The 21,787-nt window shown below is 71.8% G+C and carries 24 protein-coding genes; 8 read left to right on the top strand and 16 right to left on the bottom strand.

The features are described from left to right. Window positions 1-52 precede the first annotated feature (52 nt). The gene (locus tag ACZ7CF_RS01525; protein WP_470368546.1) at window positions 53-913 is read left to right on the top strand and encodes an ABC transporter ATP-binding protein; all 861 of its coding nucleotides are present in this window, start codon (window positions 53-55) and stop codon (window positions 911-913) included. Further along, complete coding sequence (locus ACZ7CF_RS01520; RefSeq protein WP_470368545.1) at window positions 913-1,728, top strand: ABC transporter permease; 816 nt, start codon at window positions 913-915, stop codon at window positions 1,726-1,728. The genes ACZ7CF_RS01525 and ACZ7CF_RS01520 overlap by 1 nt, the downstream gene beginning before the upstream one ends. A gap of 326 nt (window positions 1,729-2,054) precedes the next feature. Here the strand turns inward: ACZ7CF_RS01520 and ACZ7CF_RS01515 are convergent, their stop codons facing one another. From ACZ7CF_RS01515 to ACZ7CF_RS01500, 4 genes are read right to left on the bottom strand one after another with little or no spacing between them, the layout of a single operon-like run. Next, a complete protein-coding gene (locus ACZ7CF_RS01515) occupies window positions 2,055-3,098 on the bottom strand; it encodes a molybdopterin-dependent oxidoreductase (protein WP_470368544.1) in 1,044 nt (347 codons plus the stop codon). After that, window positions 3,095-3,694, bottom strand: coding sequence for a methyltransferase (locus ACZ7CF_RS01510; RefSeq protein ID WP_470368543.1), 600 nt, complete (start codon window positions 3,692-3,694; stop codon window positions 3,095-3,097). Before ACZ7CF_RS01510 ends, ACZ7CF_RS01515 begins: the two co-directional genes overlap by 4 nt. Next, entirely contained in the window at window positions 3,691-4,350 is a 660-nt protein-coding gene (locus ACZ7CF_RS01505; protein ID WP_470368542.1) for a TIGR04282 family arsenosugar biosynthesis glycosyltransferase, read from the bottom strand. Before ACZ7CF_RS01505 ends, ACZ7CF_RS01510 begins: the two co-directional genes overlap by 4 nt. Next, on the bottom strand, window positions 4,347-4,985 hold the full coding sequence (locus ACZ7CF_RS01500; protein WP_360387402.1) for a glycosyltransferase family 2 protein: 639 nt from the start codon (window positions 4,983-4,985) through the stop codon (window positions 4,347-4,349). Before ACZ7CF_RS01500 ends, ACZ7CF_RS01505 begins: the two co-directional genes overlap by 4 nt. A gap of 123 nt (window positions 4,986-5,108) precedes the next feature. Between ACZ7CF_RS01500 and ACZ7CF_RS01495 the strand changes: the two genes are divergently transcribed. Beyond that, window positions 5,109-6,275 (top strand): hypothetical protein, encoded by a 1,167-nt coding sequence (locus tag ACZ7CF_RS01495; RefSeq protein ID WP_360387405.1) that lies wholly within the window; start codon window positions 5,109-5,111, stop codon window positions 6,273-6,275. Here the strand turns inward: ACZ7CF_RS01495 and ACZ7CF_RS01490 are convergent. From ACZ7CF_RS01490 to ACZ7CF_RS01475, 4 genes are all read right to left on the bottom strand, one after another. Further along, window positions 6,262-7,302, bottom strand: coding sequence for an NAD-dependent epimerase/dehydratase family protein (locus ACZ7CF_RS01490; RefSeq protein ID WP_470368541.1), 1,041 nt, complete (start codon window positions 7,300-7,302; stop codon window positions 6,262-6,264). The two genes, ACZ7CF_RS01495 and ACZ7CF_RS01490, sit on opposite strands and share 14 nt — an antisense overlap. 45 nt (window positions 7,303-7,347) lie before the next feature. Beyond that, window positions 7,348-8,676: a HAMP domain-containing sensor histidine kinase gene (locus ACZ7CF_RS01485; protein WP_470368540.1), complete on the bottom strand. Its 1,329-nt coding sequence runs from the start codon at window positions 8,674-8,676 to the stop codon at window positions 7,348-7,350. Further along, complete coding sequence (locus ACZ7CF_RS01480; RefSeq protein ID WP_458433266.1) at window positions 8,673-9,344, bottom strand: response regulator transcription factor; 672 nt, start codon at window positions 9,342-9,344, stop codon at window positions 8,673-8,675. The genes ACZ7CF_RS01485 and ACZ7CF_RS01480 overlap by 4 nt, the downstream gene beginning before the upstream one ends. Window positions 9,345-9,426: 82 nt before the next feature. Beyond that, entirely contained in the window at window positions 9,427-10,593 is a 1,167-nt protein-coding gene (locus ACZ7CF_RS01475) for a beta-1,3-glucanase family protein (protein WP_470368539.1), read from the bottom strand. A gap of 82 nt (window positions 10,594-10,675) precedes the next feature. On the opposite strand from ACZ7CF_RS01475, the gene ACZ7CF_RS01470 reads away from it, so the two are divergent. The 3 genes from ACZ7CF_RS01470 to ACZ7CF_RS01460 all read left to right on the top strand — a co-directional run bounded on the left by ACZ7CF_RS01470 (window position 10,676) and on the right by ACZ7CF_RS01460 (window position 12,830). Beyond that, window positions 10,676-11,650: an alcohol dehydrogenase catalytic domain-containing protein gene (locus ACZ7CF_RS01470; RefSeq protein WP_470368538.1), complete on the top strand. Its 975-nt coding sequence runs from the start codon at window positions 10,676-10,678 to the stop codon at window positions 11,648-11,650. 141 nt (window positions 11,651-11,791) lie between these two features. Further along, window positions 11,792-12,493, top strand: a complete 702-nt coding sequence (locus tag ACZ7CF_RS01465; protein WP_470368537.1) for an SDR family NAD(P)-dependent oxidoreductase — start codon at window positions 11,792-11,794, stop codon at window positions 12,491-12,493. A 1-nt stretch (window position 12,494) separates the two neighbouring features. Further along, a complete protein-coding gene (locus tag ACZ7CF_RS01460; protein ID WP_470368536.1) occupies window positions 12,495-12,830 on the top strand; it encodes a nuclear transport factor 2 family protein in 336 nt (111 codons plus the stop codon). Here ACZ7CF_RS01460 and ACZ7CF_RS01455 read toward each other — a convergent pair. From ACZ7CF_RS01455 to ACZ7CF_RS01440, 4 genes are read right to left on the bottom strand one after another with little or no spacing between them, the layout of a single operon-like run. Next, window positions 12,827-15,175 carry a glycoside hydrolase family 65 protein gene (locus tag ACZ7CF_RS01455; protein WP_470368535.1) on the bottom strand — a complete coding sequence of 783 codons (2,349 nt, stop codon included), beginning with the start codon at window positions 15,173-15,175 and terminating at the stop codon, window positions 12,827-12,829. The genes ACZ7CF_RS01460 and ACZ7CF_RS01455 overlap by 4 nt on opposite strands. Continuing rightward, window positions 15,172-15,849, bottom strand: coding sequence for an HAD family hydrolase (locus tag ACZ7CF_RS01450; RefSeq protein ID WP_360387428.1), 678 nt, complete (start codon window positions 15,847-15,849; stop codon window positions 15,172-15,174). The genes ACZ7CF_RS01455 and ACZ7CF_RS01450 overlap by 4 nt, the downstream gene beginning before the upstream one ends. Window positions 15,850-15,856: 7 nt before the next feature. Further along, a complete protein-coding gene (locus ACZ7CF_RS01445; RefSeq protein ID WP_360387430.1) occupies window positions 15,857-16,081 on the bottom strand; it encodes a hypothetical protein in 225 nt (74 codons plus the stop codon). A gap of 24 nt (window positions 16,082-16,105) precedes the next feature. Further along, window positions 16,106-16,807 (bottom strand): VIT1/CCC1 transporter family protein, encoded by a 702-nt coding sequence (locus tag ACZ7CF_RS01440; protein ID WP_360387433.1) that lies wholly within the window; start codon window positions 16,805-16,807, stop codon window positions 16,106-16,108. 143 nt (window positions 16,808-16,950) lie between these two features. Here ACZ7CF_RS01440 and ACZ7CF_RS01435 point away from each other — a divergent pair, with 143 nt between their 5' ends. Both ACZ7CF_RS01435 and ACZ7CF_RS01430 read left to right on the top strand, forming a co-directional pair. Then, window positions 16,951-17,595: a hypothetical protein gene (locus tag ACZ7CF_RS01435; RefSeq protein ID WP_360387436.1), complete on the top strand. Its 645-nt coding sequence runs from the start codon at window positions 16,951-16,953 to the stop codon at window positions 17,593-17,595. A 508-nt stretch (window positions 17,596-18,103) separates the two neighbouring features. Continuing rightward, window positions 18,104-18,418, top strand: a complete 315-nt coding sequence (locus tag ACZ7CF_RS01430) for an iron-sulfur cluster biosynthesis protein (RefSeq protein ID WP_360387439.1) — start codon at window positions 18,104-18,106, stop codon at window positions 18,416-18,418. A 67-nt stretch (window positions 18,419-18,485) separates the two neighbouring features. Here ACZ7CF_RS01430 and ACZ7CF_RS01425 read toward each other — a convergent pair whose 3' ends face one another. The 4 genes from ACZ7CF_RS01425 to ACZ7CF_RS01410 all read right to left on the bottom strand — a co-directional run bounded on the left by ACZ7CF_RS01425 (window position 18,486) and on the right by ACZ7CF_RS01410 (window position 21,737). Next, window positions 18,486-19,052 carry a LysM peptidoglycan-binding domain-containing protein gene (locus ACZ7CF_RS01425; RefSeq protein WP_360387442.1) on the bottom strand — a complete coding sequence of 189 codons (567 nt, stop codon included), beginning with the start codon at window positions 19,050-19,052 and terminating at the stop codon, window positions 18,486-18,488. Between the two features lie 169 nt (window positions 19,053-19,221). Further along, window positions 19,222-20,163: a C40 family peptidase gene (locus tag ACZ7CF_RS01420; protein WP_458433254.1), complete on the bottom strand. Its 942-nt coding sequence runs from the start codon at window positions 20,161-20,163 to the stop codon at window positions 19,222-19,224. Window positions 20,164-20,426: 263 nt separating this feature from the next. Further along, on the bottom strand, window positions 20,427-21,407 hold the full coding sequence (locus ACZ7CF_RS01415; RefSeq protein WP_470368534.1) for a C40 family peptidase: 981 nt from the start codon (window positions 21,405-21,407) through the stop codon (window positions 20,427-20,429). Between the two features lie 63 nt (window positions 21,408-21,470). Beyond that, window positions 21,471-21,737 (bottom strand): hypothetical protein, encoded by a 267-nt coding sequence (locus tag ACZ7CF_RS01410; protein ID WP_458433252.1) that lies wholly within the window; start codon window positions 21,735-21,737, stop codon window positions 21,471-21,473. Window positions 21,738-21,787: the final 50 nt, after the last annotated feature.

The raw sequence follows: 21,787 nt of genomic DNA, 5'->3' as shown, positions 1-21,787 counted from the left end.
TGCCGCTCCGGAGCGGACGACCGGAGTCTCTGCCAGGCACAGGCTTGGCCGCATGATCGTGACGACGGAGAAGCTGACGAAGCGCTACGGCGACCGCGCCGTGGTGGACGAGGTCGGTCTGTCCGTGCGGCGGGGCGAGGTCTACGGGTTCCTCGGCCCCAACGGCGCGGGCAAGACGACCACGATCCGCATGCTGCTGGGCCTGGTGCGGCCGACGAGCGGCACCGCGACCGTGCTCGGGCGGGCACCGGGCGACCCGGAGGCGTTGCTGAAGGTGGGGTCGCTGATCGAGGGGCCGGGTTTCTACCCGTACCTGTCCGGCCGCGACAACCTGCGGGTGCACGCGGCCCGCCGGGGAGCCAGCCGGGCCGACGTCGAGGCCGCACTCGACCAGGTCGACCTCACCACGGCCGCGAACGAGAAGTTCCGCCGCTACTCGCTGGGCATGAAACAACGGCTCGGCGTCGCCGCGGCCCTGCTCGGCCGGCCGGAACTGCTGGTCCTCGACGAGCCCACCAACGGCCTGGACCCGGCGGGCATGGCCGACATGCGCGACCTGGTGCGCGCGCTGTCCGCGCAGGGCCAGACCGTGCTGCTGTCGAGCCACCTGCTCGGCGAGGTCGAGGAGATCTGCGACCGGGTCGGCGTGATCGCGAACGGCAAGCTCGTCGCCGAGAGCACGGTCGAGCAGCTGCGCGGCGACAGCGTGCTGCTGGTCAAGGCCGACCCGATCGAGAAGGCGCACGTGCTCATCGAGGGCAGCGAGCTGCGCGGCGACGTGCTGCACGTGCGGGAGCCGGACGCCGGGGCGCTGGTGCGCGCGCTCGTGCACGCCGACGTGGACGTGCAGGAGGTCCGGCCGCTGCGCCGGACGTTGGAAGAGGTCTTCTTCGAGATGACGGGAGCGGCGTGATGGGCAGCGTGAAGGCGGAGCTGCTGCGGCTGTGGAAGTGGCCGGCGACGTGGGTGCTGGTCGGCCTCTGGCTGGTGCTGACGCTGACGTTCGGCTACGTGTTCAACTACCTCGCCCTCAACGGCGGCTCCACCACCCGCGACCTCACCCAGCAGCAGCTGGTCAGCGCGATGCAGCCGGAGAACGTCGGTGCCGCCGTCGTGCGCGGCCTGCCGATGTTCGGCGGCGCGATCATCCTGGTGCTGGCGGCGCTCGCGGTCGGCTCCGGGTACGGCTGGGGCACCTGGAAGACCACGCTGACCGCCGGTCCGCGCCGGGTGTCCGCGATGGCGGGCACCCTGGGCGCGCTGGGGATCGTCGTGGTCGTCCTGGTGGCGCTGACGTTCGTCGTCGACCTCGGCGCGGCCGTCACCGTGGCGTCGCTGGAGGGCTGGGACTGGAACCTGCCGGGCACCGGTGCCCTGGAGGCGCTGGGCGCGTCACTGCTGATCGCCGCGATGTGGACGGCCTTCGGCGTGTTCCTCGGCGTGCTCACCAGGGGACCCGCGCTGGCCGTCGGGCTCGGGCTGATGTGGGCGATCGTCGTCGAGAACCTGCTGCGCGGCGTCGGGTCGCTGCTCGGCCCGGTCGGTGACCTGACCGAGGTCCTGCCCGGCGGCTCGGCCGGCAACCTGGCCGGTGCGGTCGGCGGCACCGGTGCCCCCGGCGTGCTGACCGACCTGGGCGGACCCACCGCCGCGCTGCTCCCCGCCGGCTACGTCGTGTTCTTCGCGGGCACGGCGACGCTGCTGAAGGTGCGCCGCGACCTCGTGTAGCGCCACCGCCGCCCAGACCAGGCCCAGCACGACCGCGACTCCGAGGGGGTAGTCGCGGTCGTGCAGCCCCGGGTTCACCGGCCCGCTGTGCTCCCGCCACAGCACCGGGACCGCGATCAGCAGCACCACACCGGAGACCGTCAGGCCGATGCCGACCGACGCGCGCTTGACGACGAGACCGGACGCACCGACCAGCGGGGCGATCACGAGGTCGTGCAGCACGACACCGCCGCCGAGCCACGCGAGCAGCTCCGCGGTGACCTGGGGGAGCAGCAGCCACGCACCCCACGCGCCGAGTCCGATGCCGGCGAGGGCGAGCGCGGTCCTCACCGGACCTCCAGGGACGTGACCCACTTGGTCTGCAGCACGCCCGGCCGGTTGGGCGCGATGAGCCGGCACGGGAACCCGTGGTCGGGGCTGAGCTCCTCGCCGTCGAGCCGCAACGCGAGGAGGGTCAGCGGGTCCCGCGCGAACGCCTCCGGCAGCGTCGTCGCCCGGTAGAGCCCGTCTTCCTCCAGCGACTCGACGCGGACGTCACCGCCGCTGATCAGGTCGCGCACCCGGACACCGGTCCAGGTCGCGGTCTGGCTCCAGCCCTCCACGCACGCGATGGGCAGCTCGACGGTGGTCTGCGGCATGGCCCGCAGCTCGGCGAGCGAGTAGGCGCGGTCACCGACTTCGAGCTTCCAGTCCGGTGGCACCACGATGTTCGCGGCCCGCGCGGTCCGGTTCACCGGCAGCGTGCCGTCGGAACGCCAAGCCAGCACGGAGACCTTGCGCAGCCACGGCACCGTGACACCCGCTGTCGCGACCACGGCGACACCGGTGGTGAGCGCGGTCGTGCGCAGGAAAGCCCGGCGGGACAGGACAGTCCTGTGCTCGGAAGCGGGTTCGAGCGAACGCCGGATGAGAGGAATCTTCACCGCGATGTGCACGAGCAGCGAGCCGATCACGATCCACGCCACCGCGTAGTGGGCGGCCGGGAAGTAGAACGACCACGGGTAGTTCTGCGCCGCGTTGAACAACCCGGTGACGACCTCGAAGAACGACGCCGCGACCAGCACGAGGATCGAGCCGCGCTCCAGCGCGTGCGGCACGGATGCGACCAGCGGCCGCTCGAACAGCTTCGGGTACACCGACCACAGCTTGGCCAGCAGCAACGGGATCGAGGCCACGCCGGACAGCACGTGCACGCCCTGCGTGACCCGGTAGAGGTCGACCGGCCGGGTCGGCCACGGCCAGTCGTGCTGCACGCCGTGGCTGAGCAGACCGGTGACGAAGCACAGGCCGAACGTGATGCCCAGCCACGTGCCGACGCGGCTGGTGACACCGGTGTGGTGCGCGGGCGACCGGAAGGCGGGGGTCCTCACAGCCGCTCCCAGCAGGCGAACCAGCGGCCGGCCCGTTCCCGGTGCCACAACCGGAAGAACCCGTCCGCGGGCACCGAGTCGGCGTCGCTCCACGCCCACGGGAACCACGGGCCGAGCTCGCCGCCGGCCCGCACCCGCGCCTGCCCCTGCGCGAGGCCGGAACCGGGCGTCTCGACCTCGGCGACGACGGTTCCGCCGGTCCGCAGCAACTGCCGGACCCGCCGCAGGAGCGCGGCCGGGTCGCCGCCGATGCCGATGTTGCCGTCGGCGAGCAGCACGTGCTGCCAGCGGCCCTCGCCGGGCAGCAGGTCGAACACGTCGCGCCGCAGGGCGAGACCGCCGCGGTCGGTGGTGCGCCGGACGGCCACGGGCGACACGTCGACGCCGAGCGCCTGGACGTTGCGCGCGAGCAGTGCCGCGACGAGCCGGCCGGGGCCGCAGCCGACGTCGAGGGTGGGCCCGGTGCACGCGTCGAGCAGGGCGTCGTCGCCGTCGTCCGCGTCGGCGTGCCAGCGGGCGACCGGCAGCGGGCGCGGGGCGGTGCCGGGCAGGTCGAGCCAGCCGGGGTGGCCGTCGAGGGCCTGGTCGAACATCATCGCGCCACCACCGCGCCGCGCGAGGCCGACGCCGCGCCGAGACGCCCCAGGACCCGCGCGAACCGCGACCCCGGCACCTGCGCCGCCACCGTCAGCGCGTCCGCCACGGTGTCCACATCGGACAACGGCGGCAGCGCGTCGACCTTCATCCCCCGCAACGCTTCCAGCGTCCGCGCCCCGGTGTCGTCCCGCGACATCGGCACGTCCAGCAGGACCGAGGCCCGCAGCGGGTCCCGCAACCCCAGCGCCCACCAGCCGCCGTCGAGCGCGAATCCGAGCGCCGCCTCGTCGAACTCCGCCGCGGACGCCAGCAACGACGGCGTCACCTGCGGTGTGTCCATGCCGACCTGCAGCACCGGCAGCCCGAACCGCGCGACGTCCGCGTGCGCGTTCACCAACCTCTCGTTGAAGCTCCGGCCGCGTTGCGGGACCACCACGCACCCGCCCAGGGCGTCCCGCACGTCCTCCCGCCGCACCACCCCGGCCAGCGCCACCACCGGCACCGCGCCGGGAGTCGCCAGGGCCGCGTCGATCGTGTCGAGCAACGCCGCCGCCGCCACCTCCGCGGCCTGCTCGGGCGTCAGCGGCGGGCACAGGCGCGTCTTGACCTGGCCGGGCACCGGGGACTTCGCCATGACCAGCAGGCAGAACCTCATCGCAGCACCCCCGCCATGTCCCGCGCCGCCCGCAGCGTGCCGCGCACCGAGCCGGACACCTTCGACCGCGTCCCCGCGGCCCGCGGCCGGTAGGCGACGTCGACCTCGCGCACCCGCCACCCGGCGGCGGCCGCGCGGACCAGGAGCTCCAGCGGGTAGCCGAACGCGCGGTCCCGCACGTCCAGCGCCAGCAACGCTTCCCGCCTGACCACCCGCAGGGGTGCGATGTCGTGCACGGCGAGGCCGCGGCGGCGCAGCAGGGAGGCGATCACGGCGTTGCCGGCGCGGGCGTGCCACGGCCACACGCCCGCCGACACCGGCACCCGGCGGCCGACGACGAGATCGCAGGACGGCAGCAGGGCGGCCATCGCCGGCAGTTCGGCGAGGTCCAGCGAGCCGTCGCAGTCGGCGAACGCGACGAGGTCGGAGGTGGCGGCCAGCAGCCCGGTGTGCACGGCGGCCCCGTAACCGCGGCGGGGCTCGTGCACGACCAGGGCGCCGAGCTCGCGGGCCACGGCGGGAGACCCGTCACCGGAGCCGTTGTCCACGACGATCGCGCGGTGTCCGGGAGGCAGGGAGCTCAGCACGGCGGGCAGTGCGGCGGCCTCGTCGAGGCAGGGCAGGACGACATCCATGCGGTCCATCCTGGACCGGCGGAAAGTGTTGTGGTGCTTACGGAATTGTGACGCGCGGAAGAGTTCTTACGGTTGTCTTGCGCCCTTGGCGGACACCGCCCGGGACCCCCTAGGTTGGGAGCGGTGCGCCTCCTCGTCGCCGGGTTGCTCGTCGTCGCCGCCGTCGTCACCGGACTGCTGGTCAACCTGAACCACCCCGGTCTGCTCTTCGCCTCCGCCGCGCCGCTCTTCGGCGACTGGCGGCCCCACGTCGGACCCGGCACGCCCGCCGCGGTCCTCCTCGCCTTCCTCGTGGTGGCGAAGGGACCCGAGCTGGCCCGGCACCGGCACGCCCTCCCGATCGCCTACGCGACGTCGGTGGCGTTCACCCTCTCGCTGGCCATGGTCGACGGCTGGGACCACTTCACCACCCGGCTCACCACCGAGGACGAGTACCTGCACGAGGTTCCCCAGATCACGGACGTCCCGGCGATGGTGCGCGAGTTCGCCCACCGCATCCCCGACTTCCAGCCCGACTCGTGGACCACGCACGTCTCCGGCCACCCACCGGGCGCGCTGCTCACGTTCGTCGCGCTGGACCGCATCGGGCTCGGCGGGGGAGCGGCCGCCTCCCTCTTCTGCGTCCTCGTCGGCTCGCTCGCCGTCGTCGCGATCCCCAAGGCCCTCGGCGACACCGCGGTGCTGCCGTACCTCGTGCTGTTCCCCGGTGCGGTGTGGGTCGGCGCGTCCGCGGACGGCATGTTCATGGGCGTCGCCGCGGTCGGCCTCTACCTGCTCACCCGGTGGCCGCTGCTCGGCGGGGTCGTGCTCGGCTGGTGCGTGTTCCTGTCCTACGGCCTGGTGCTGCTCGCCCCGCTGGCGATCGTGGCGGCAGGGCGCAGGATCGGCTGGGCGGTCGCGGGCGCACTCGCGGTCGTGGCGGCGTTCGCGCTCGCCGGGTTCTGGTGGCTCGACGGCTACGAGCTCGTCAAGCTCCGCTACTACCAGGGCATCGGCGACGTCCGGCCGTACTGGTACTGGGTCTGGGCGAACCTGGCCGCGCTCGCACTCGTGCTCGGCCCCGCCGGCATCCAGGGGCTGCGCAGGGACAGGTGGGTCGTCGCCGCCGGCATCGCGGTCCTGGCCGCCGACCTGTCCGGGCTGAGCAAGGCCGAGACCGAACGCATCTGGCTGCCGTTCGCCGTCTGGCTCATGGTCGGCGCGGCCAGGCTGGACCACCGCAGGAGGTGGCTCACCGCGCAGGCGTTGACGGCCCTCGCGGTGAACCACCTCGTGCTCACGAACTGGTGACCGCCGCCCGCAACGGGTCCGCAGCGAACGCCCGCACCCCGTCCTCGAACCGCACGGACGCCTCGAACCCCAGCACGTCGGCCGCCTTCGCGGGTGAGGCGACGACGTGCCGCACGTCGCCGGGCCGGGCACCACCGACGATCTGCGGGGCGGGTCCGTCGCACGCGTCGGCCAGCGCGAACGCCAGGTCGCCGATCGTGTGCATGGTGCCCGAGCAGACGTTCACGGCCTCGAACCCCGGCCGTGCCGACGAGAGCGCCAGCACGTTCGCCCGTGCCACGTCGGTCACGTGCACGAAGTCCCTGCGCTGCCGGCCGTCCTCCATCACCCGCGGCGCGCGGCCGTTCTGCAGCGCGGACCGGAAGATCGACGCCACCCCGGCGTAGGGGGTGTCGCGCGGCATCCGCGGGCCGTAGACGTTGTGGTAGCGCAACGCCCACACGCTGCCGCCGGTCTGCCGCGCCCACGCCGCCGCCAGGTGCTCCTGGGCCAGCTTGGTCGCCGCGTACGTGCTGCGCGGGTCCAGCGGCGCGTCCTCCGGCACCAGTTCGGGCACCAGGAAGTCACCGCAGGCGCACCTCGGCTCGTACCGGCCGGCGGCGAGGTCGGCGGGCGACCGCTCCCCGCGCACCACACCGTGCGTCAGGCAGCGGTACCGGCCCTCGCCGTAGACGACCATCGACGACGCCAGCACCAGCCGCGACACCCCGGCCCGGTGCATCTCGGCCAGCAGCACCGCCGTGCCCAGGTCGTTGTGCCGGGCGTAGGAGGGCGCGTCGAACGGGTCGACCCCGTGCCCGACCATCGCGGCCTGGTGGCAGACCGCGTCCACTGTGGACAGCAGTGGTCGCAGCACGTCCGGGTCGGCGACGTCGCCGACGACCAGCTCGTGGTCCAGCACCGGTGCGGCTCCGTGCGCTTCGGGCAGCAGGGCGTCCAGCAGGACGCAGTCGTGGCCCTGGGAGGTGAGCTCGTCGGCCACGTGCGACCCGATGAACCCCGCCCCGCCGGTGATCAGTACTCGCATGTGTCGACGGTAGGGCCGCCAAGGGGTCCGGGCGGCCCCGAACGGTCAGCCGTCAGAACTCCGTAAGACCAGCTCCACCACGAACCGCGCACCTACCGGCACGCGGTCCTCCACCCACACCCGCCCGCCCAGCCGGTGCACGTGCTCGCGGACCAGCGCGAGCCCCAGTCCGCTGCCGGTGTCGTCACCCCTGCTGCCCGCCATCACACCCCGCGCGAACCGTTCGAACACCTGCTCCCGCAACGGCTCCGGCACACCGGGCCCCTCGTCCTCCACGGCCAGCCGGACGTGCCCGCCGTGCCGCCGCACCGACACCAGCACCGCTCCGCCCGCGTGCCGGTCCGCGTTGTCCAGCAGGTTGGTCAGCACCCGGTCGAGCCGCCGCCGGTCACCCAGCACGACCGCCGGTTCGAGCTCCACCGGCACCGGGGCCCGCGTCGCGGCCACGTTGCGCACCAGCGCGTCGAGCGCGATCTCCTCGTGCCGCGGGTCGTCGGTCTGGTCGGCCCGCGAGATCTCCAGCAGGTCCACCACCATCCGGGCGAACCGGTCCACCTCCGAGGTCAGCAGCTCCAGCGCCGTCCCGGCCGTGCCCGGCAGGTGCTCGCGCCGCCGTCGCAGCACCGCACCGGCGTTCACCATCGTCGTGAGCGGCGACCGCAGCTCGTGCGACACGTCGGAGGCGAACCGGGCGTCCCGCAACGCCCGCTGCTCCAGCGCGTGCGCCGTCGAGTTGAACTTCGCCGCCAGCGCCGCGAGGTCCGGGTCGTCCTGCACCGGCAACCGGGCACCGAGGTCGCCACCGGCGATCCGCGCCGCGGCCGAACTGAGCTCCGCCAGCGGCCGGAGCGCCCGCTTCGACGCCCACGACCCCAGCGCCGCCCCCAGCAGCGCCGAGGCGACCGTGCCGCCGATCAGCACCGCGCTGAGGAACCGGGACGCGCGGTCGAGCTGCTCCAGCCCGAACAGCTCCACGTACACGGCGTTGCCCGCGACCGGGCGGACCACGGCGAGCATCGGCTGGCCGTCCACGGTGATCCGCCCGCCACCGGGCGGGTGCCGCACCAGCCCGACCGGCAGCAGGCCGGGGTCGACCGGCCGGCCCGCGGTCACCAGACCGCCCGGCGTGATCACCAGGATCGTCGAGTCGGGGCCGGTGGTGAGCCCGGTCAGCAGCTCGTCGAGGCCGGGGGAGGCCAGCGACCGCTCGACCAGCCGCACGTTCACCTCGGCCTGGCGGGTCGCGGAGGCCTCGCGCTGGCGCATCATGTAGCCGCAGGCGAGGTTCCAGGTGGCGAACGCGAGCACGCTCGTGACCGCGAGCAGCCCGAAGCCGAACGCCAGCGCCACCCGCCACCGCAGCGTGAGCCTCACGAACGGATCCGGTACCCGGCGCCGCGCACCGTGAGCACCAGGGCCGGGTCGTCCGGGTTCGCCTCGACCTTGCGCCGCAACCGCCTTATGTGCACGTCGAGCAAGCGGGTGTCGCCGAAGTAGTCATATCCCCACACCCGGTGCAGCAGCTGTTCCCTGGTGACGATTCGGCCGGCCGCACCAGCGAGTTCCAGCAGCAGCCGGAATTCCGTTCTCGTGAGGTGAACGCGTTCCCCCGCCCGGTGCACGAGACCTTCCTGCGGACGGATTTCCAGATCGCCCACCCGAACTGTGTCGCGCCCCGGTCCGCGGCGCCGCAACAACGCGCGGATGCGGGCCGCGAGAACGCCGCCCATCAACGGTTTCGTCACGTAGTCGTCGGCGCCCGCCTCCAGTCCGGCGACCACGTCGCAGGCGTCCGTCCGCGCGGTGACGACGATTATCGGCAGGTCACCGCGCCCGCGGAGGGTGCGCACGACCTCCAGCCCGTCCACCCCGGGCAGGGTCAGGTCGACCAGCACCACGTCGAACGACTCGGATTCCAGGCGCCGCAACGCCACCTCGCCGGAACACGCCTCGTCGACGGTGAATCCCTCGTCTCCCAGCGCAAGGCGCAACGCCTGGCGGATTCGCTCGTCGTCTTCGACCAGCAGGACCCGTACGCACACGACGACTCCACTGTGTGAGAGCCGCGGCGACGGCGCCTCACACAGTGGAGTGAAAGTCGATCAAAAGCAAGAAAGCTTTGGTTTAAAATGCTGTCAGGGTGATTTTGGCCGATCGCGGGTTCGGTTCGTGAACGAGCGACTCGAACGCGCCGACGTCGTCGAAGGCGAACCCGTAGGCCTTCCCGTCGACCATGTTCCGGTGCACGATCTTCGAGAAGTGGTTGGCCGTCGCGCGGGTGTAGAACTCGGCGGCGTCGTAGGTCGGCTGGGTGTGCAGGTACCCGAGCGTCGAGCGGTTGAGCGCGGCGCACAGCGACCGGGAGATCGCGCCGACGTCGTTGTTGGGCGCGGCGAGCCGGCCGTCGCAGTTGAGGACGTCCCGCGTCGAGGGCTGCTCGAACGACGCCACCTGCTGGCCGGCGGTGTTCGTGAACCGCAGGACCCCGCCGCTGGTGCGGCCGGTGAACTTCCGGTTCGGCTCGTTCCGGTACGGCACCACGGTCAGCGGCGTGTTCTGGTACGTCGACCAGGCGCTGCTGACGTAGCCCGCGTAGTAGGAGCTGGAGAACAGGCCCGCGTCGAGGCCCTTGCTCGGGTTCAGCACGCGCAGCCGGGTGCCGTCCGACCGCGTGTGGACCAACCGCGACCAGTCACCGCCCATCTGCTGGTGCTGGTCGAAGATCCGGTTGCGGCCGCCGCTGACCAGCACGCCGGTGCGCTTGGTCGCGCCGGCCTGCGAGGTCGCCTCGACCGCGTGCGGGACGCTGAACATGTCCACCTGCGAGCTGTTGAGCCACAGCCCGCCGCCGTTGTAGGTGAACTCGCTCCAGTCGAACAGGATGTCGCGGTTCGGGTCACCCGCCGCCCACGGCGCCGGCTGCACGAGACCGCCCGGCACCAGCGAGAACTTGAGCTTGTCGCGGAAGGACATGTAGAGCCGGCCGCCGGCGAGGTTGAGCGGGATCTGCAGGGTCTTGCTGGTCCCGTTGGCGGGGCCGGGGATCGAGACGTCCGGCGCGGGCGAGGGCGGGATGCTCCCGCCGGACCAGGCCGTGAACTGGCCGTTCGCGTTCACGTACCCGAGCCGGCCGCCCATCTCGCCGAACACGTACAGGTGCACGGCGTCGCCGCGACCGGAGGTGTTCTGGACGGTGAGCGGGAGCAGGCTCGGTGGAGCGGCTTGAGCAGGTGCAGACAACGTTGTCAGCCCGACCAGGGCCGATGTCGCCAGCAGCAGGAGCTTGCGCATCGACTATCTCCTCACAGACAGGGTTGCGTGAGAGCGCTCCCATGGTCAGCGCGATCGGGTCGACATGTCAAGAATGGATCTCATGCGCGCACTCACGGTAGATCCCGCACGAGCCGGCTCCCTGTCGCTGACCGAACTCCCCGACCCGGTGCCGGGACCGGACGAGCTGCTGGTCGAGGGTCTGGCGATCGGGATCTGCGGGACCGACCGCGAGATCGTCCGCGGCGAGTTCGGCACCGGTGGCGAACTGGTGATCGGGCACGAGTCGCTGGGCAGGGTGATCAGCGGTCCCGGCTTCGCGCCCGGCTCGCTGGTCGTGGGCGTGGTGCGCAGGCCGGACCCGGTGCCGTGCGCGCCCTGTGCGCGCGGGGAGTTCGACATGTGCCTCAACGGCCGGTACACCGAGCGCGGGATCACCGGCATCGACGGCTACGGCGCTACTTTGTGGACGGTGCCGGCGCAGTACGCCGTCGGTGTCAGCTCACGGGCCGGTGTGCTGCTCGAACCCGCGTCGGTGGTGGTCAAGGCGTGGGAGCGGCTGGAGCGGTTCGCGTTCTTCGACTTCGACAGCGTGCTGGTCACCGGTGCCGGTCCGATCGGGCTGCTGGCGGCCATGATCGGCGTGCAGCGCGGGCTGGACGTGCACGTGTTCGACGTCGCCTCGGACGGCCCGAAGCCGGACCTCGTCGAGTCGCTGGGCGCCACCTACCACCGGACGCTGCCCGACCACGAGGTCGTGATCGAGGCGACCGGTGCGCCGCAGCTGGTGGCGCAGCTGCTCGGACGGCGGCTGGTGTGCCTGACCGGGGTGCCCTCGACCGAGGTGGTACCGGTCGACCTCGGTCAGGCGAACCGGGACCTGGTGCTGCGCAACGGGATCATGTTCGGGACGGTCAACTCGAACGTCCGGCACTACCGCGAGGCCTCCGCGGTGCTCGACCGGGCGGACGACGCCTGGCTCTCGGCGATGATCACCAGGCGGGTGCCGCTGGAGTCCTGCGCGGAGGCCTTCGAGTCACGCCCCGGCGACGTCAAGGTGGTGCTGGAGCTGGACTGAGAACAACTCCGCCACCGTCGCGGAACGCTCGTAGGCTGAGCCTCCCAAGCAGGAGGGAACAGGTCGCACCAAGCCGAAATTGCCCGCCGGGAACCGCTGTTGTGCTGGTCAGTTCCACTCACGCTGCGAAAGGGCGAGGACATGACCGGCAAGGTCGCAGTGATCACGGGCGCGTCGCAGGGAATCGGTGCGGCGTTGGTGCCCGCTTATCGCAAGCTCGGCTACTCGGTGGTCGCGGTGTCGCGGTCCGTCGAGGCCTCCGACGACCCCGAGGTGCTGGCCGTGCGCGCCGACCTCGCGGTACCCGGGGAGGGCGCGCGGGTCATCGGGGAGGCGCTGGCGCGGTTCGGCCGCGTCGACACCCTGGTGAACAACGCGGGCGTCTTCGTCGCCAAGCCGTTCACCGAGTACACCGACGAGGACTACGAGACCGTGCTCGGCACGAACCTGCGCGGGTTCTTCGACATCACGCGCAGCGCGGTGAGCGCGATGGAAGCCACCGGCGGGCACGTCCTGAACGTGTCGACCGCCCTGGTCGACCACGCTCTTTCCGCCGTGCCGTCGGCACTCGCGTCGCTGACCAAGGGTGGCATCAACGCCGTCACCAGGTCGCTCGCGGTCGAGTACGCCACCCGCGACATCCGCTTCAACACGGTCGCGCTCGGCATCATCCGCACGCCGATGCACGCCCCGGAGACCCACGAGGCGCTGGCCTCGCTGCACCCGGTCAAGCGGATCGGCGAGGTCGACGAGGTGGTCGACGCGGTGCTGTTCCTCGAACAGGCCGGGTTCGTCACCGGCGAGGTCCTGCACGTCGACGGCGGCCAGAGCGCGGGGCACTGACATGGCCCTCATCGACGTCATGGACCGGTGGAAGGCCGCCGTGGACGCGCACGAACCGCAGCGCGTGGCGGAGCTGTTCACCGAGGACGCGATCTTCCAGGGCCTCAAGCCCTACGGGGTGGGACGTGCGGCGGTCGCCGCCTACTACGACTCCCAGCCGATCGGCCTGAAAGCCGAGTACGAGGTCCTCGAAACGCGAGAACTGGCGGAGAACCTGACGCTCGGCTATCTCGCGGTCGACTTCTCGTTCGCCGACCGGCCGGCGGTCGCGGTGAACCTGAGCGTGCTGGTGCGGGGAGACCTGATCACGCACTACCAGGTCTCCCCACTGCCCTAGCGCTCCGTGCCCGGCTGTCCGGGAGCCGCCCTGCGCGGCTCCCGGCCGTACGGGCCCTTCGGCCGTTCCAGCTCCGGCGCCGGCGGGAGCGGCATCGTCACCGGGTTGCCCTCGGTGATCGTGATCCGCTCCCCGTGGTGCCTCGTCGTCAGCTCGGTGCCGTCGACGATCCGGTAGGTCGCCTCCGTCTCGGTCACCTCGACCCCGATCCTGGTGCCCCGGAACGACATCCGGAACGAGAACCGGCGCAGCGCGGCGGGCATCCGCGGCGCGAACGTCAGCTCGCCGCCGTGGTCGCGCATGCCGCCGAACCCGGCCACCAGCGCCAGCCACGCACCGGCCAGCGAGGCCATGTGCAGTCCGTTGTGGACGTTGTCGTGCAGGTCGTGCAGGTCGGTGAACGCGGCCTCGACCAGGTAGTCGAACGCCAGGTCCAGGTGCCCGACCTCGGCCGCGATCACCGCCTGCGTCCCGGCCGACAGCGATGAGTCCCGCACGGTCCGCGCCTCGTAGTAGGCGAAGTTGCGGGCCTTCTCCTCCGCGGTGAACGCGTCACCGCGCAGGTGCATCGCCAGCACGAGGTCCGCCTGCTTCACCACCTGCTTGCGGTACAGGTCGAAGTACGGGTAGTGCAGCAGCAGCGGGTACTTCTCCTGCGGCGTGCCCTCGAAGTCCCACTCGGCGTGCTTGGTGAAGTTGTCCGCCTGCGGGTGGACCTGGAGCATCTCGTCGTAGGGCAGCGCCATCTTGTCCGCGGCCCTGCGCCACTCGGCGATCTCCTCCTCGCTCGCCCCCGCCCGGTCCGGGTGCCGTTCGGCGGCGTCGGCGGCGGCACGCAGGTTCTGCTGGGCGATCAGGTTCGTGTAGACGTTGTTGTCCACGATCGCCGAGTACTCGTCCGGCCCGGTGACGCCGTCGATGCGGAACCCGTCGTGCGGGTCGTGGTGGCCGAGCGAGGTCCACAGCCGCGCGGTCTCGGTGAGGATCTCGACGGCCTCGTCCCGGTCGAAGTCCTCGTCGTTCGTCGCGTTGAGGTACTGCTGGGTGGCGTAGGCGACGTCGCCGGAGACGTGGAACGCCGCCGTGCCCGCCGGCCAGTACGCGCTGCACTCCGCACCGTTGATGGACCGCCACGGGAACGCGGCACCTCCGAGCCCCAGCACCTTCGCGCGGTCGCGGGCCTTGTCCAGCGTGGAGTGCCGCCACCGCAGGGCGTCGCGGGCCGCGTCCGGGACGGTGTAGGTGAGCACCGGCAGCACGAACGTCTCGGTGTCCCAGAACGCGTGCCCGTCGTAGCCGGGACCGGTCAGCCCCTTGCCCGGGATCGCGCGGGTCTCCCCGCGGGCACCGGCCTGCAGGATGTGGAACAGCGAGAACCGGATCGCCTGCTGCAGCTCGTCGTCACCGTCGAGCTCGATGTCGGCGACCTCCCAGAAGTCGTCCAGGAACGCCCTCTGCTCGGCCAGCAGCCCGGTCCAGCCGGTCTGCAGCGCACCGGCGAGCGCGGCCTCGACCTGCGCCCGCAGCGAGGGCGTCGACCGCTGTGCCGACCAGCCGTAGCCGAGGTACTTGGTGAGCTTGAGGCTGCTGCCCCCGGCCACGTCGACCGCGACGGTGAACCGGGCCAGGTCGTCCTCGGCGCGGATGTCCGTGCGCGGGTCCACACCGCCCGCGTCGACCTCGTGGTCCATCGCCGCGGCCATCCGCAGCCCGGACTCCCTGGTGTGGTGGCAGAGCACCGCCCTGGCCTTCTCGGCCGTGACGAAGTCCGCGACCAGCGGTGCGTTCAGCGCGGCCGCGACGCGGGGGTCGTTGGTGCGCTTCTCGATGGGTTCGTTGACCAGCAGGTCGGACTGGACCACGAGCTGCACGTCGTCCACCGGCTCGACCTCGTAGCGGATGGCGGCGACCGCGCGTTGCGTGAACGACACCAGCCGCTCGCTGCGCACCACCACCCTCCGGCCGGTCGGGGACTCCCACACCGTGCGGCGGCGCAGCGTGCCGGAGCGGAAGTCCAGCGTCCGCTCGTGCTCCAGCGCGGTGCCGTAGCGCATGTCCAGCGGCTCGTCCTCGACCAGCAACCGGATGATCTTGCCGTCGGTGACGTTGACGACCGTCTGGCCCGCCTCCGGGTAGCCGTAGCCGCCCTCGCCGTAGGGCAGCGGGTGCTCCTCGTAGAAGCCGTTGAGGTAGGTGCCCGGCAGACCGCGCGGCTCACCCTCGTCGAGGGTGCCGCGGAAGCCGATGTGCCCGTTGGCCAGGGCGAACGTCGACTCGGTCCGGTGCAGCTGGTCGACCGCGAGGCCCTGCCAGCGCAACTGCCACGGTTCGATCACGTAGCTCATGACAGCAGCTCGTCGAGCTCGTCGACCACCTGGTCGGCACCGTGTTCGCGCAGGGCGTCGCGCTGGTTGCCGCGGTCGACGCCGACGACGAACCCGAACCCGCCCTTGCGCCCGGCCGCGACACCGGCGAGCGCGTCCTCGAAGACGGCGGCGTGCTCCGGTGCCGTCTTCAACCTCTTCGCGCCCTCGACGAAGGAGTCGGGTTCCGGTTTGCCGCGCAGGTTGTCCGCCGCGATGACGTTTCCGTCCACCAGCGCGTCGACGTAGTCCAGCAGGTTGCCCGAGCGCAGCACGCGCATGGCGTTCGCCGAGGACGTGACCACCCCGATCGGCATCCCGGCCTCGCGCGCCTTCTGCAGGTAGCGCACCGAACCGGGGTAGGGCGTGATGCCCTCCTCGTCGATGATGTGGTTCACCAGGTCGTTCTTGCGGTCACCGATGCGGCGGACCTCCTCCTCCGGCGGCGTGAGCCCGCGCGAGGCCAGGAAGCTCCTGACGCCGTCGTAGCGCGGCTTGCCGTCCACGTAGGAGAGGTAGTCCTGCTCGCTGAACGGCTGACCCATGTCCTCGAAGGTCTGCCGCCACGCCTTGCGGTGCAGGACCGCGGTGCTCGTGAGCACACCGTCGAGGTCGAACAGCAACGCCGTGATCCGGTCCGGGATGCCGAGGCTCATGTTGTGATCATGCACCCGTCTCGTCGTTCTCGCGCCGTTCCTCTTGAAGGCGTTCGTCGAGCGGCCGGGGGTGGGCCTGCTCGTACTCGGTCGTCCCGTACCGGTCGGCCCCCGCCCAGCCCTCGGGCGGGTCCATGCCCTCCTCCAGCGGGTCCTTCTGGAGGTTGTCCTCGTCGAGGGCCTCGAAGTCGTCGGTGTCGGCGGGTGCGTAGCTACCCCTGTCTTCACTCATGGCGCACCTGTACCCGCATTCGGTCTATCCGATGCTTTGGCCCACGAGCGCCCCGACCGCGTAGGTGATGCCCATGGCGATCAGGCCTCCCACGACGTTGCGCAGGACAGCGCGCTGCTTCGGCGCGTTGCTCAGGCGCGCGCTGACGTAGCCGGTCAGCGCGAGGGTGGCTATCGCGGCGATGACCGTCACAGGCACGCGCAGCGACGGTGAGGTGGTGGCGATGGCGATGAGGGGGAGCAGCGCGCCGATGGTGAAGCTCACGAAGCTGGCGATGGCGGCGGCCCACGGGTTGGTGAGGTTGTCGGGGTCGATCTTGAGCTCGACGTCGGCGTGCGCGGCCAGCGCGTCGTGCTCGGTGAGCTGCTCGGCGACCTGCCGGGCGGTCTCGGCGTCGAGGCCCTTGTCCCGGTAGATGCCCGCGAGCTCCTTCAGCTCCTCGTCGGGCGTGTCCCGCAGCTCGCGCTTCTCCTGCGCGATCAGCGCGCGTTCGGCGTCGCGCTGGCTGCTGACGCTGACGTACTCGCCGCTGGCCATCGACATCGCGCCCGCGAACAGCCCGGCGAGGCCCGCGACGAGGATCTGGGTCCTGTCCGCGGTGGCGCCCGCGACGCCCACGACCAGGCTGGCGGTGGAGACGATGCCGTCGTTCGCGCCCAGGACCCCGGCGCGCAGCCAGTTCATCCGGTTGCCGCTGACGTCGTCGTGGGGCTCGTGATGCGTCATTTCCGCAGGCTATCGTGCACTGTTCAGGCGTGCGTCGACCGGTGTTTGCCCAGGTCAACCGGTTGGACGTCGTTTTTTGTCAGACCCCGGTGGCACACTGTCGAACAGATGTTCGTCACGGTGCTTCCAGGAGGTCAGTCCAGATGCAGATCGAACCCAGCCGCTGGCCCGGCCGCGTGGTCCCCGCCACCGACGCCGACGTGGCCACCGCCGTCGAGTCGCTGTGCGTGCGCGCCTCCTGGCCCGACGCGAACCGCCACTGGGTCCGCCGCACCCTCGAACCCTGGTTCGCCGCCGGCTGGTCCGTCGACGCCGTGCTCGCCGCGATCGACACGCACCCCGACGGCACCCGCCAGGGCCGCCCCCGCTCCCGCTCGCAGGTGGCGCACGAGTTCCTGCGCGCCCGCCTGCGCTCGTGGACGGCGGACGGCACCCTGGCCCGCCCGCCGTTACCGGGCATGACGCTGGGCGAGTGGTTCCGCGTGAACCGCCGCAACGCCCTGCTCAACACCCCGCGCCGCGCCCGCGAACTGGGCACGGAAGGCGAACGCGCCCGCGCAGCCTCCCGCGCCCTGGCCCACCGCCGCGACCCCGTGGAACGCAGCCGCGAGAAGGGCCGCCGCCGCCAGGAGTCGCTGGACAGCCTCCTGGTGCCGGGCGTGCAGGCACCGAGCTTCGCCGACTCGTGGCGGCTGGTCGCCGAGCTCGTGCCGGTGCCGCGGGTCTGCTCCGCCTGCGGCCACGTGCGGCAGGAGACGGCTCGTCCCGCGACGCACCGGGTGGCTTAGGGGCCTGTTTCGGCTCTTGGGCTGCCCGGTGCGGGCGGTGGGAGCGGGCGTGGGCGTGCCGGGGTTCGGGTTGCGGGCGACGTGCTGGGACGCGGCGGCGCGTTCCGGGCACAGGTGCCGTGCTCGGACGCTGGGCGCGTGGGGAGTGTGCCGTGCTGCGGGCGCTGGGCGCGTGGGGAGCGTTGGGCGCGGGTGCCGTGCTGCGGGCGCTGGGCGCGTGGGGAGCGTTGGGCGCGGGTGCCGTGCTGCGGGCGCTGGACGCGGGTGGCCGCGCTGTCCGCTGCGACCGGTCCGCGCTGGAGCCCGTCCACCGGACCCTGGCGGTTGATCCGCTCGATTGCCCCGCCGAGCCCGGCGATCCGCCCGTTCGCCCCGTCCGCCCTGGCCCCGCCACCGATCTCGGGCCTTCTACCTGCGCGTTTTCCAAATCCATCGGCATCCGATGGTTGAGGCAGGTGCTCACCGGGAACACGGGGCGCGTTCGTTGTTTCCAGACAAAGGGGCCGACATGCTCGAAGTGACGCCGGTGGCTGCGGAAGTCATCAACGAGCTGACTTCACAGTCCACCACCAACGACGACGTCGGCCTGAGGTTCGCTCTCGCCACCGAGCAGGACAGCCAGGCGGCGCTCGAGCTCTCCCTCAGCGAGCCGGTGGACGGTGACCAGGTGGTGACCGCCGACGCGGGTGCCAAGGTCATCATGGAGCCGGCCGCCGCGGAGTTCCTGGACGACAAGGTCCTCGACGTGCGGCAGGACGAGGAGGGCAATCCGGCCTTCGCGATCGCCCGCCAGGCGCCCGAGGACGGGGTCGCCTCCGTGTAGACGCCACGTGCGCGAACGGGCCGGTCCTCCGAGGAGAGGACCGGCCCGTTCGCGTGTGCGCGAGAGCTCAGGGCATGCGCAGGACCTGGCCGGGGTGGATCAGGTCGGGGTTCTCGATGCCGTTGGCGGCCGCGACGTCGGTGTAGCGGTTGCCGTCGCGGTACCAGCTCTCGGCGATCGCCCACAGCGAGTCGCCGGGCTGCACGGTGTAGGTGAGCACCTCCGGTGCCGGCGGGGCCTGTTCGGCCGGGGCCGGTGCGGCGGGGGCGGGCTCTGCGGCGGCCGGGGTGGACTGCGGCGTGTCGGTGTTCGTGCCGCTGGCCCACTTGGCGCTGCCGTCGCCGCCGACCACGACGAGGTTGCGGTCGTCCTGCAGCACGAGGCGCGAGCCGGTGTTGCCGGCGGTGTCGGTGGCCCACACCGGGTTGTTGTCACCGTTGTAGAGCACGAAGTTGCCGTCGTCCTGCAGCGCGGCGCGCACGGCGCCCCTGCCGTTGGTGCCGCTGGCCCAGACGGTGCCGTTGTTCTCCGTCAGCACCAGGTTGCCGTCGGACTGGAGGGTCAGGGAGTAGCCGTTGGCAGTGGTGAGCTGCTGGCCGGTGGTGAGCTCCTGGCCGGCTTCCAGAGTGTTCATCGACGCTCCACTTCGCACGCGAAGGCCGCCGGGTCCGGGCGGCCACCCGGACCGTAGTGCGGTGCGGCCGGGACCGCAGGGTCAGCGCGGCTCCTGCACCCGATGCGGTGATGGACGCACAACGCCCCCGTCCCGGGGCAGCGGGACGGGGGCGTTGCGGAGAACCTGGTCAGCCCTCGATGCGGCGCATCCCGGTGACCGGGCCGATCGAGTTGATGTCGGCGATCTTCACCGGCTGGCCCTCCGTCGACGCGTGCACGGCGCGCACGTTGTCGATCGCCATGGCCACGTGGGACTGGCTGGAGTAGTAGACGATGATGTCGCCCGCCTTGACCTCGCTGCGCGAGACCGGGCGACCCGCTGCCGCCTGGGCGTAGCTGGTGCGGCCGATGGACACGCCCGCGTAGGCGTAGGCCTTCTGGATCAGCGAGGAGCAGTCCCACGAGTCCGGGCCGTTGGAGCCGTAGACGTAGGGCTCACCGCGCTGGGCGAGGGCGAACTCCAGGGCCTTGCCGGCGGTGCCGGCCGGGACCAGGATGTTCGACATGTCGCCCTTGCTTTTCAGGGCGTTCTGGGTCGCGGTGTTCAGCTGGTTGTACTGAGCACGCACTTCCTCGATCTGCTTCGCGAGCGCGGCCTTCTTCTGCTCGATGTCCGCGAGCAGCTTCTTCGACGCCTCGGTGGCCTCGTTGGCCGTCCTGGTGGCGGCGTCCGCGGCCTCGACGGCGTCGGTGAGCTTCTTGAGGGCTTCCGCGTTGTCCGTGGCCAGGATGTTGATGGCCGTCATGCGGTTGAGGAAGTCCTGCTGCGAGTTGCTCACGAGCAGCGCGGAGAGCTGGTTGAAGCGGGCTCCGCCGAACGAGGCCTCTGTGAGCAGGTCGACCTGGCCGCGGAGGGTCTCCTCCGCCTGCTTGGCGACGACGAGGTCGTTCTTCGCCTTGTCCAGCTCGCCCTGCTTGGCCTTCAGGTCGTCCTGGGCCTTGAGCTGGTCCTGGTTGATCTGCGACGCCTGCTCGTTGAGCTCGTTGTACTTCTTGAGCGCGTCAGCAGCCGTCGGTTGTGCGGTGGCCGGGGCCGTGGGCAGTGCGGCGGCGACGACAGCAGCCGCCACGATCGCTCCACGCACGGTACGGCGTGAGGGTTGCGACACCACGTCGCGGGTCCTCCTTTTTCCTGGCAGCCGCCACGCTGAGAACTACTGCGCGTGAGGCGGCAACCTTGGCGTGTGCCCCGAGTGGGTTAACTGCTGGGCCGAAGGTCTCGGACAGGTTACGGAATGACCTTGTGTTCGTCTACCACCGGATCCTCACCAGTTCGGCGAACGCACGCTCTCACAGTCGTCTACGTCGGCTTATCGCGGGGTGGAGAGACGCGTCACCCGACGACGCGGCGAATCACCGAAATGGGACCGATCGAGTCGATGTCGGCGATTTTGACCGGAACGCCCTCCGTGGACGCGTGCACCGCGCGGACGCTGTCCACGGCCATCGCCACGTGCGACTGACCTGCGTAGTAGATGATGAGGTCGCCCGGCGCGATGGTCGCCCGCGTCACCGCGCGGCCCACCTTCGCCTGGTCGTAGGTGACCCGCGGGATCGAGACGTTCGCGGCCCGGTAGGCGGCCTGCACCAGCGAGGAGCAGTCCCACTGGTCGGGGCCGTTGGCGCCGAACACGTACGGCTCGCCGCGCTGCGCCAGCGCGAAGTTCAGCGCCGTGCCGGCCGCACCCGCGGGCACCGGCACCGCCGAGGTGTCGCCCTTGGCGGCCAGCGTCGCCTGCTGCGGCCTCGACAGCGACTGGTACTTGGCCCGCGCGGTCGCCACCTGCTGGTCCATCGCGGTCTTGCGGGCCGCCACGTCCGCGACGAGCTCGGTCGCCGCCTCGGCCGCCGAGGCCGCGCCGGCCCTGGCCTTCGCGGCCGCCGTCAGCGTGGCGTCGAGCCGGGCCACCGCCTCGTTGTTCTCCGCGGCGAGAATGTTGAGGGCCTGCATGCGCTCCAGGAAGTCCTGCTGGGACGTGCTGGTCAGCAGCGCGGAGATGTCGCTGAACCGCGCTCCCTGGAACGACGCCTCGGTCAGCAGGTCCACCTGCCCGCGGAACTGTTCGGACGCGGCCAGCGCCTGCTTCTCGGTCTCGGTGGCGGTGCCGAGCCGCGTGTTCGCCGCCGCCAGGTCGACCTGCGCCTTGAGGTGGTCCTGGGTGAGCTCCTCGGCGTGGTGGGTCAGCTCCGTGTAGGCCTTCAGCGCGTCGGCGGCCGGTTGGGCGTGCGCGGAGGGCGTCGACACCACCGTCGCGGCCACCACCGCGGCGAGAGCGGCCGTCCTCGCGGTCCTTGCAGCACGTCGGCCGGACACGCGGCCTCCTCAGGAGTCGGGAACAACTTCTGAGGAGGCGTACGGCCGGTGGGCCGACCGGGTTCAGCCCTGGGCGTGATCCAGCATCTCGGCGACGACCGCGCCGTTGCCGCAGTGGTTCAGCACCTCTCCGACCGAGCTGCCGAACACGGGTGCGGTCAGGACGTCCGTCGCGCACACGGCCACGGCGCTGTGGTTCCAGGGGTTCTCGGGCACCTGCACGTCCGGGCCGAACATCGAACCGGGGTCGGCCAGTGCGGGGGACGCGGCGGCGAGTGCGGCACCGGCGGCCGCGAGAACAGAGGTTGCGATACGTGAGTATTTGGACACGACGCGCAACCTAGAGGTGCTCGCCCTCCGATCCGGCACCACGCGCCGGG

Source organism: Lentzea sp. NPDC036955, from assembly GCF_055608005.1.
This window is presented reverse-complemented; position numbering and strand designations above follow the sequence as displayed.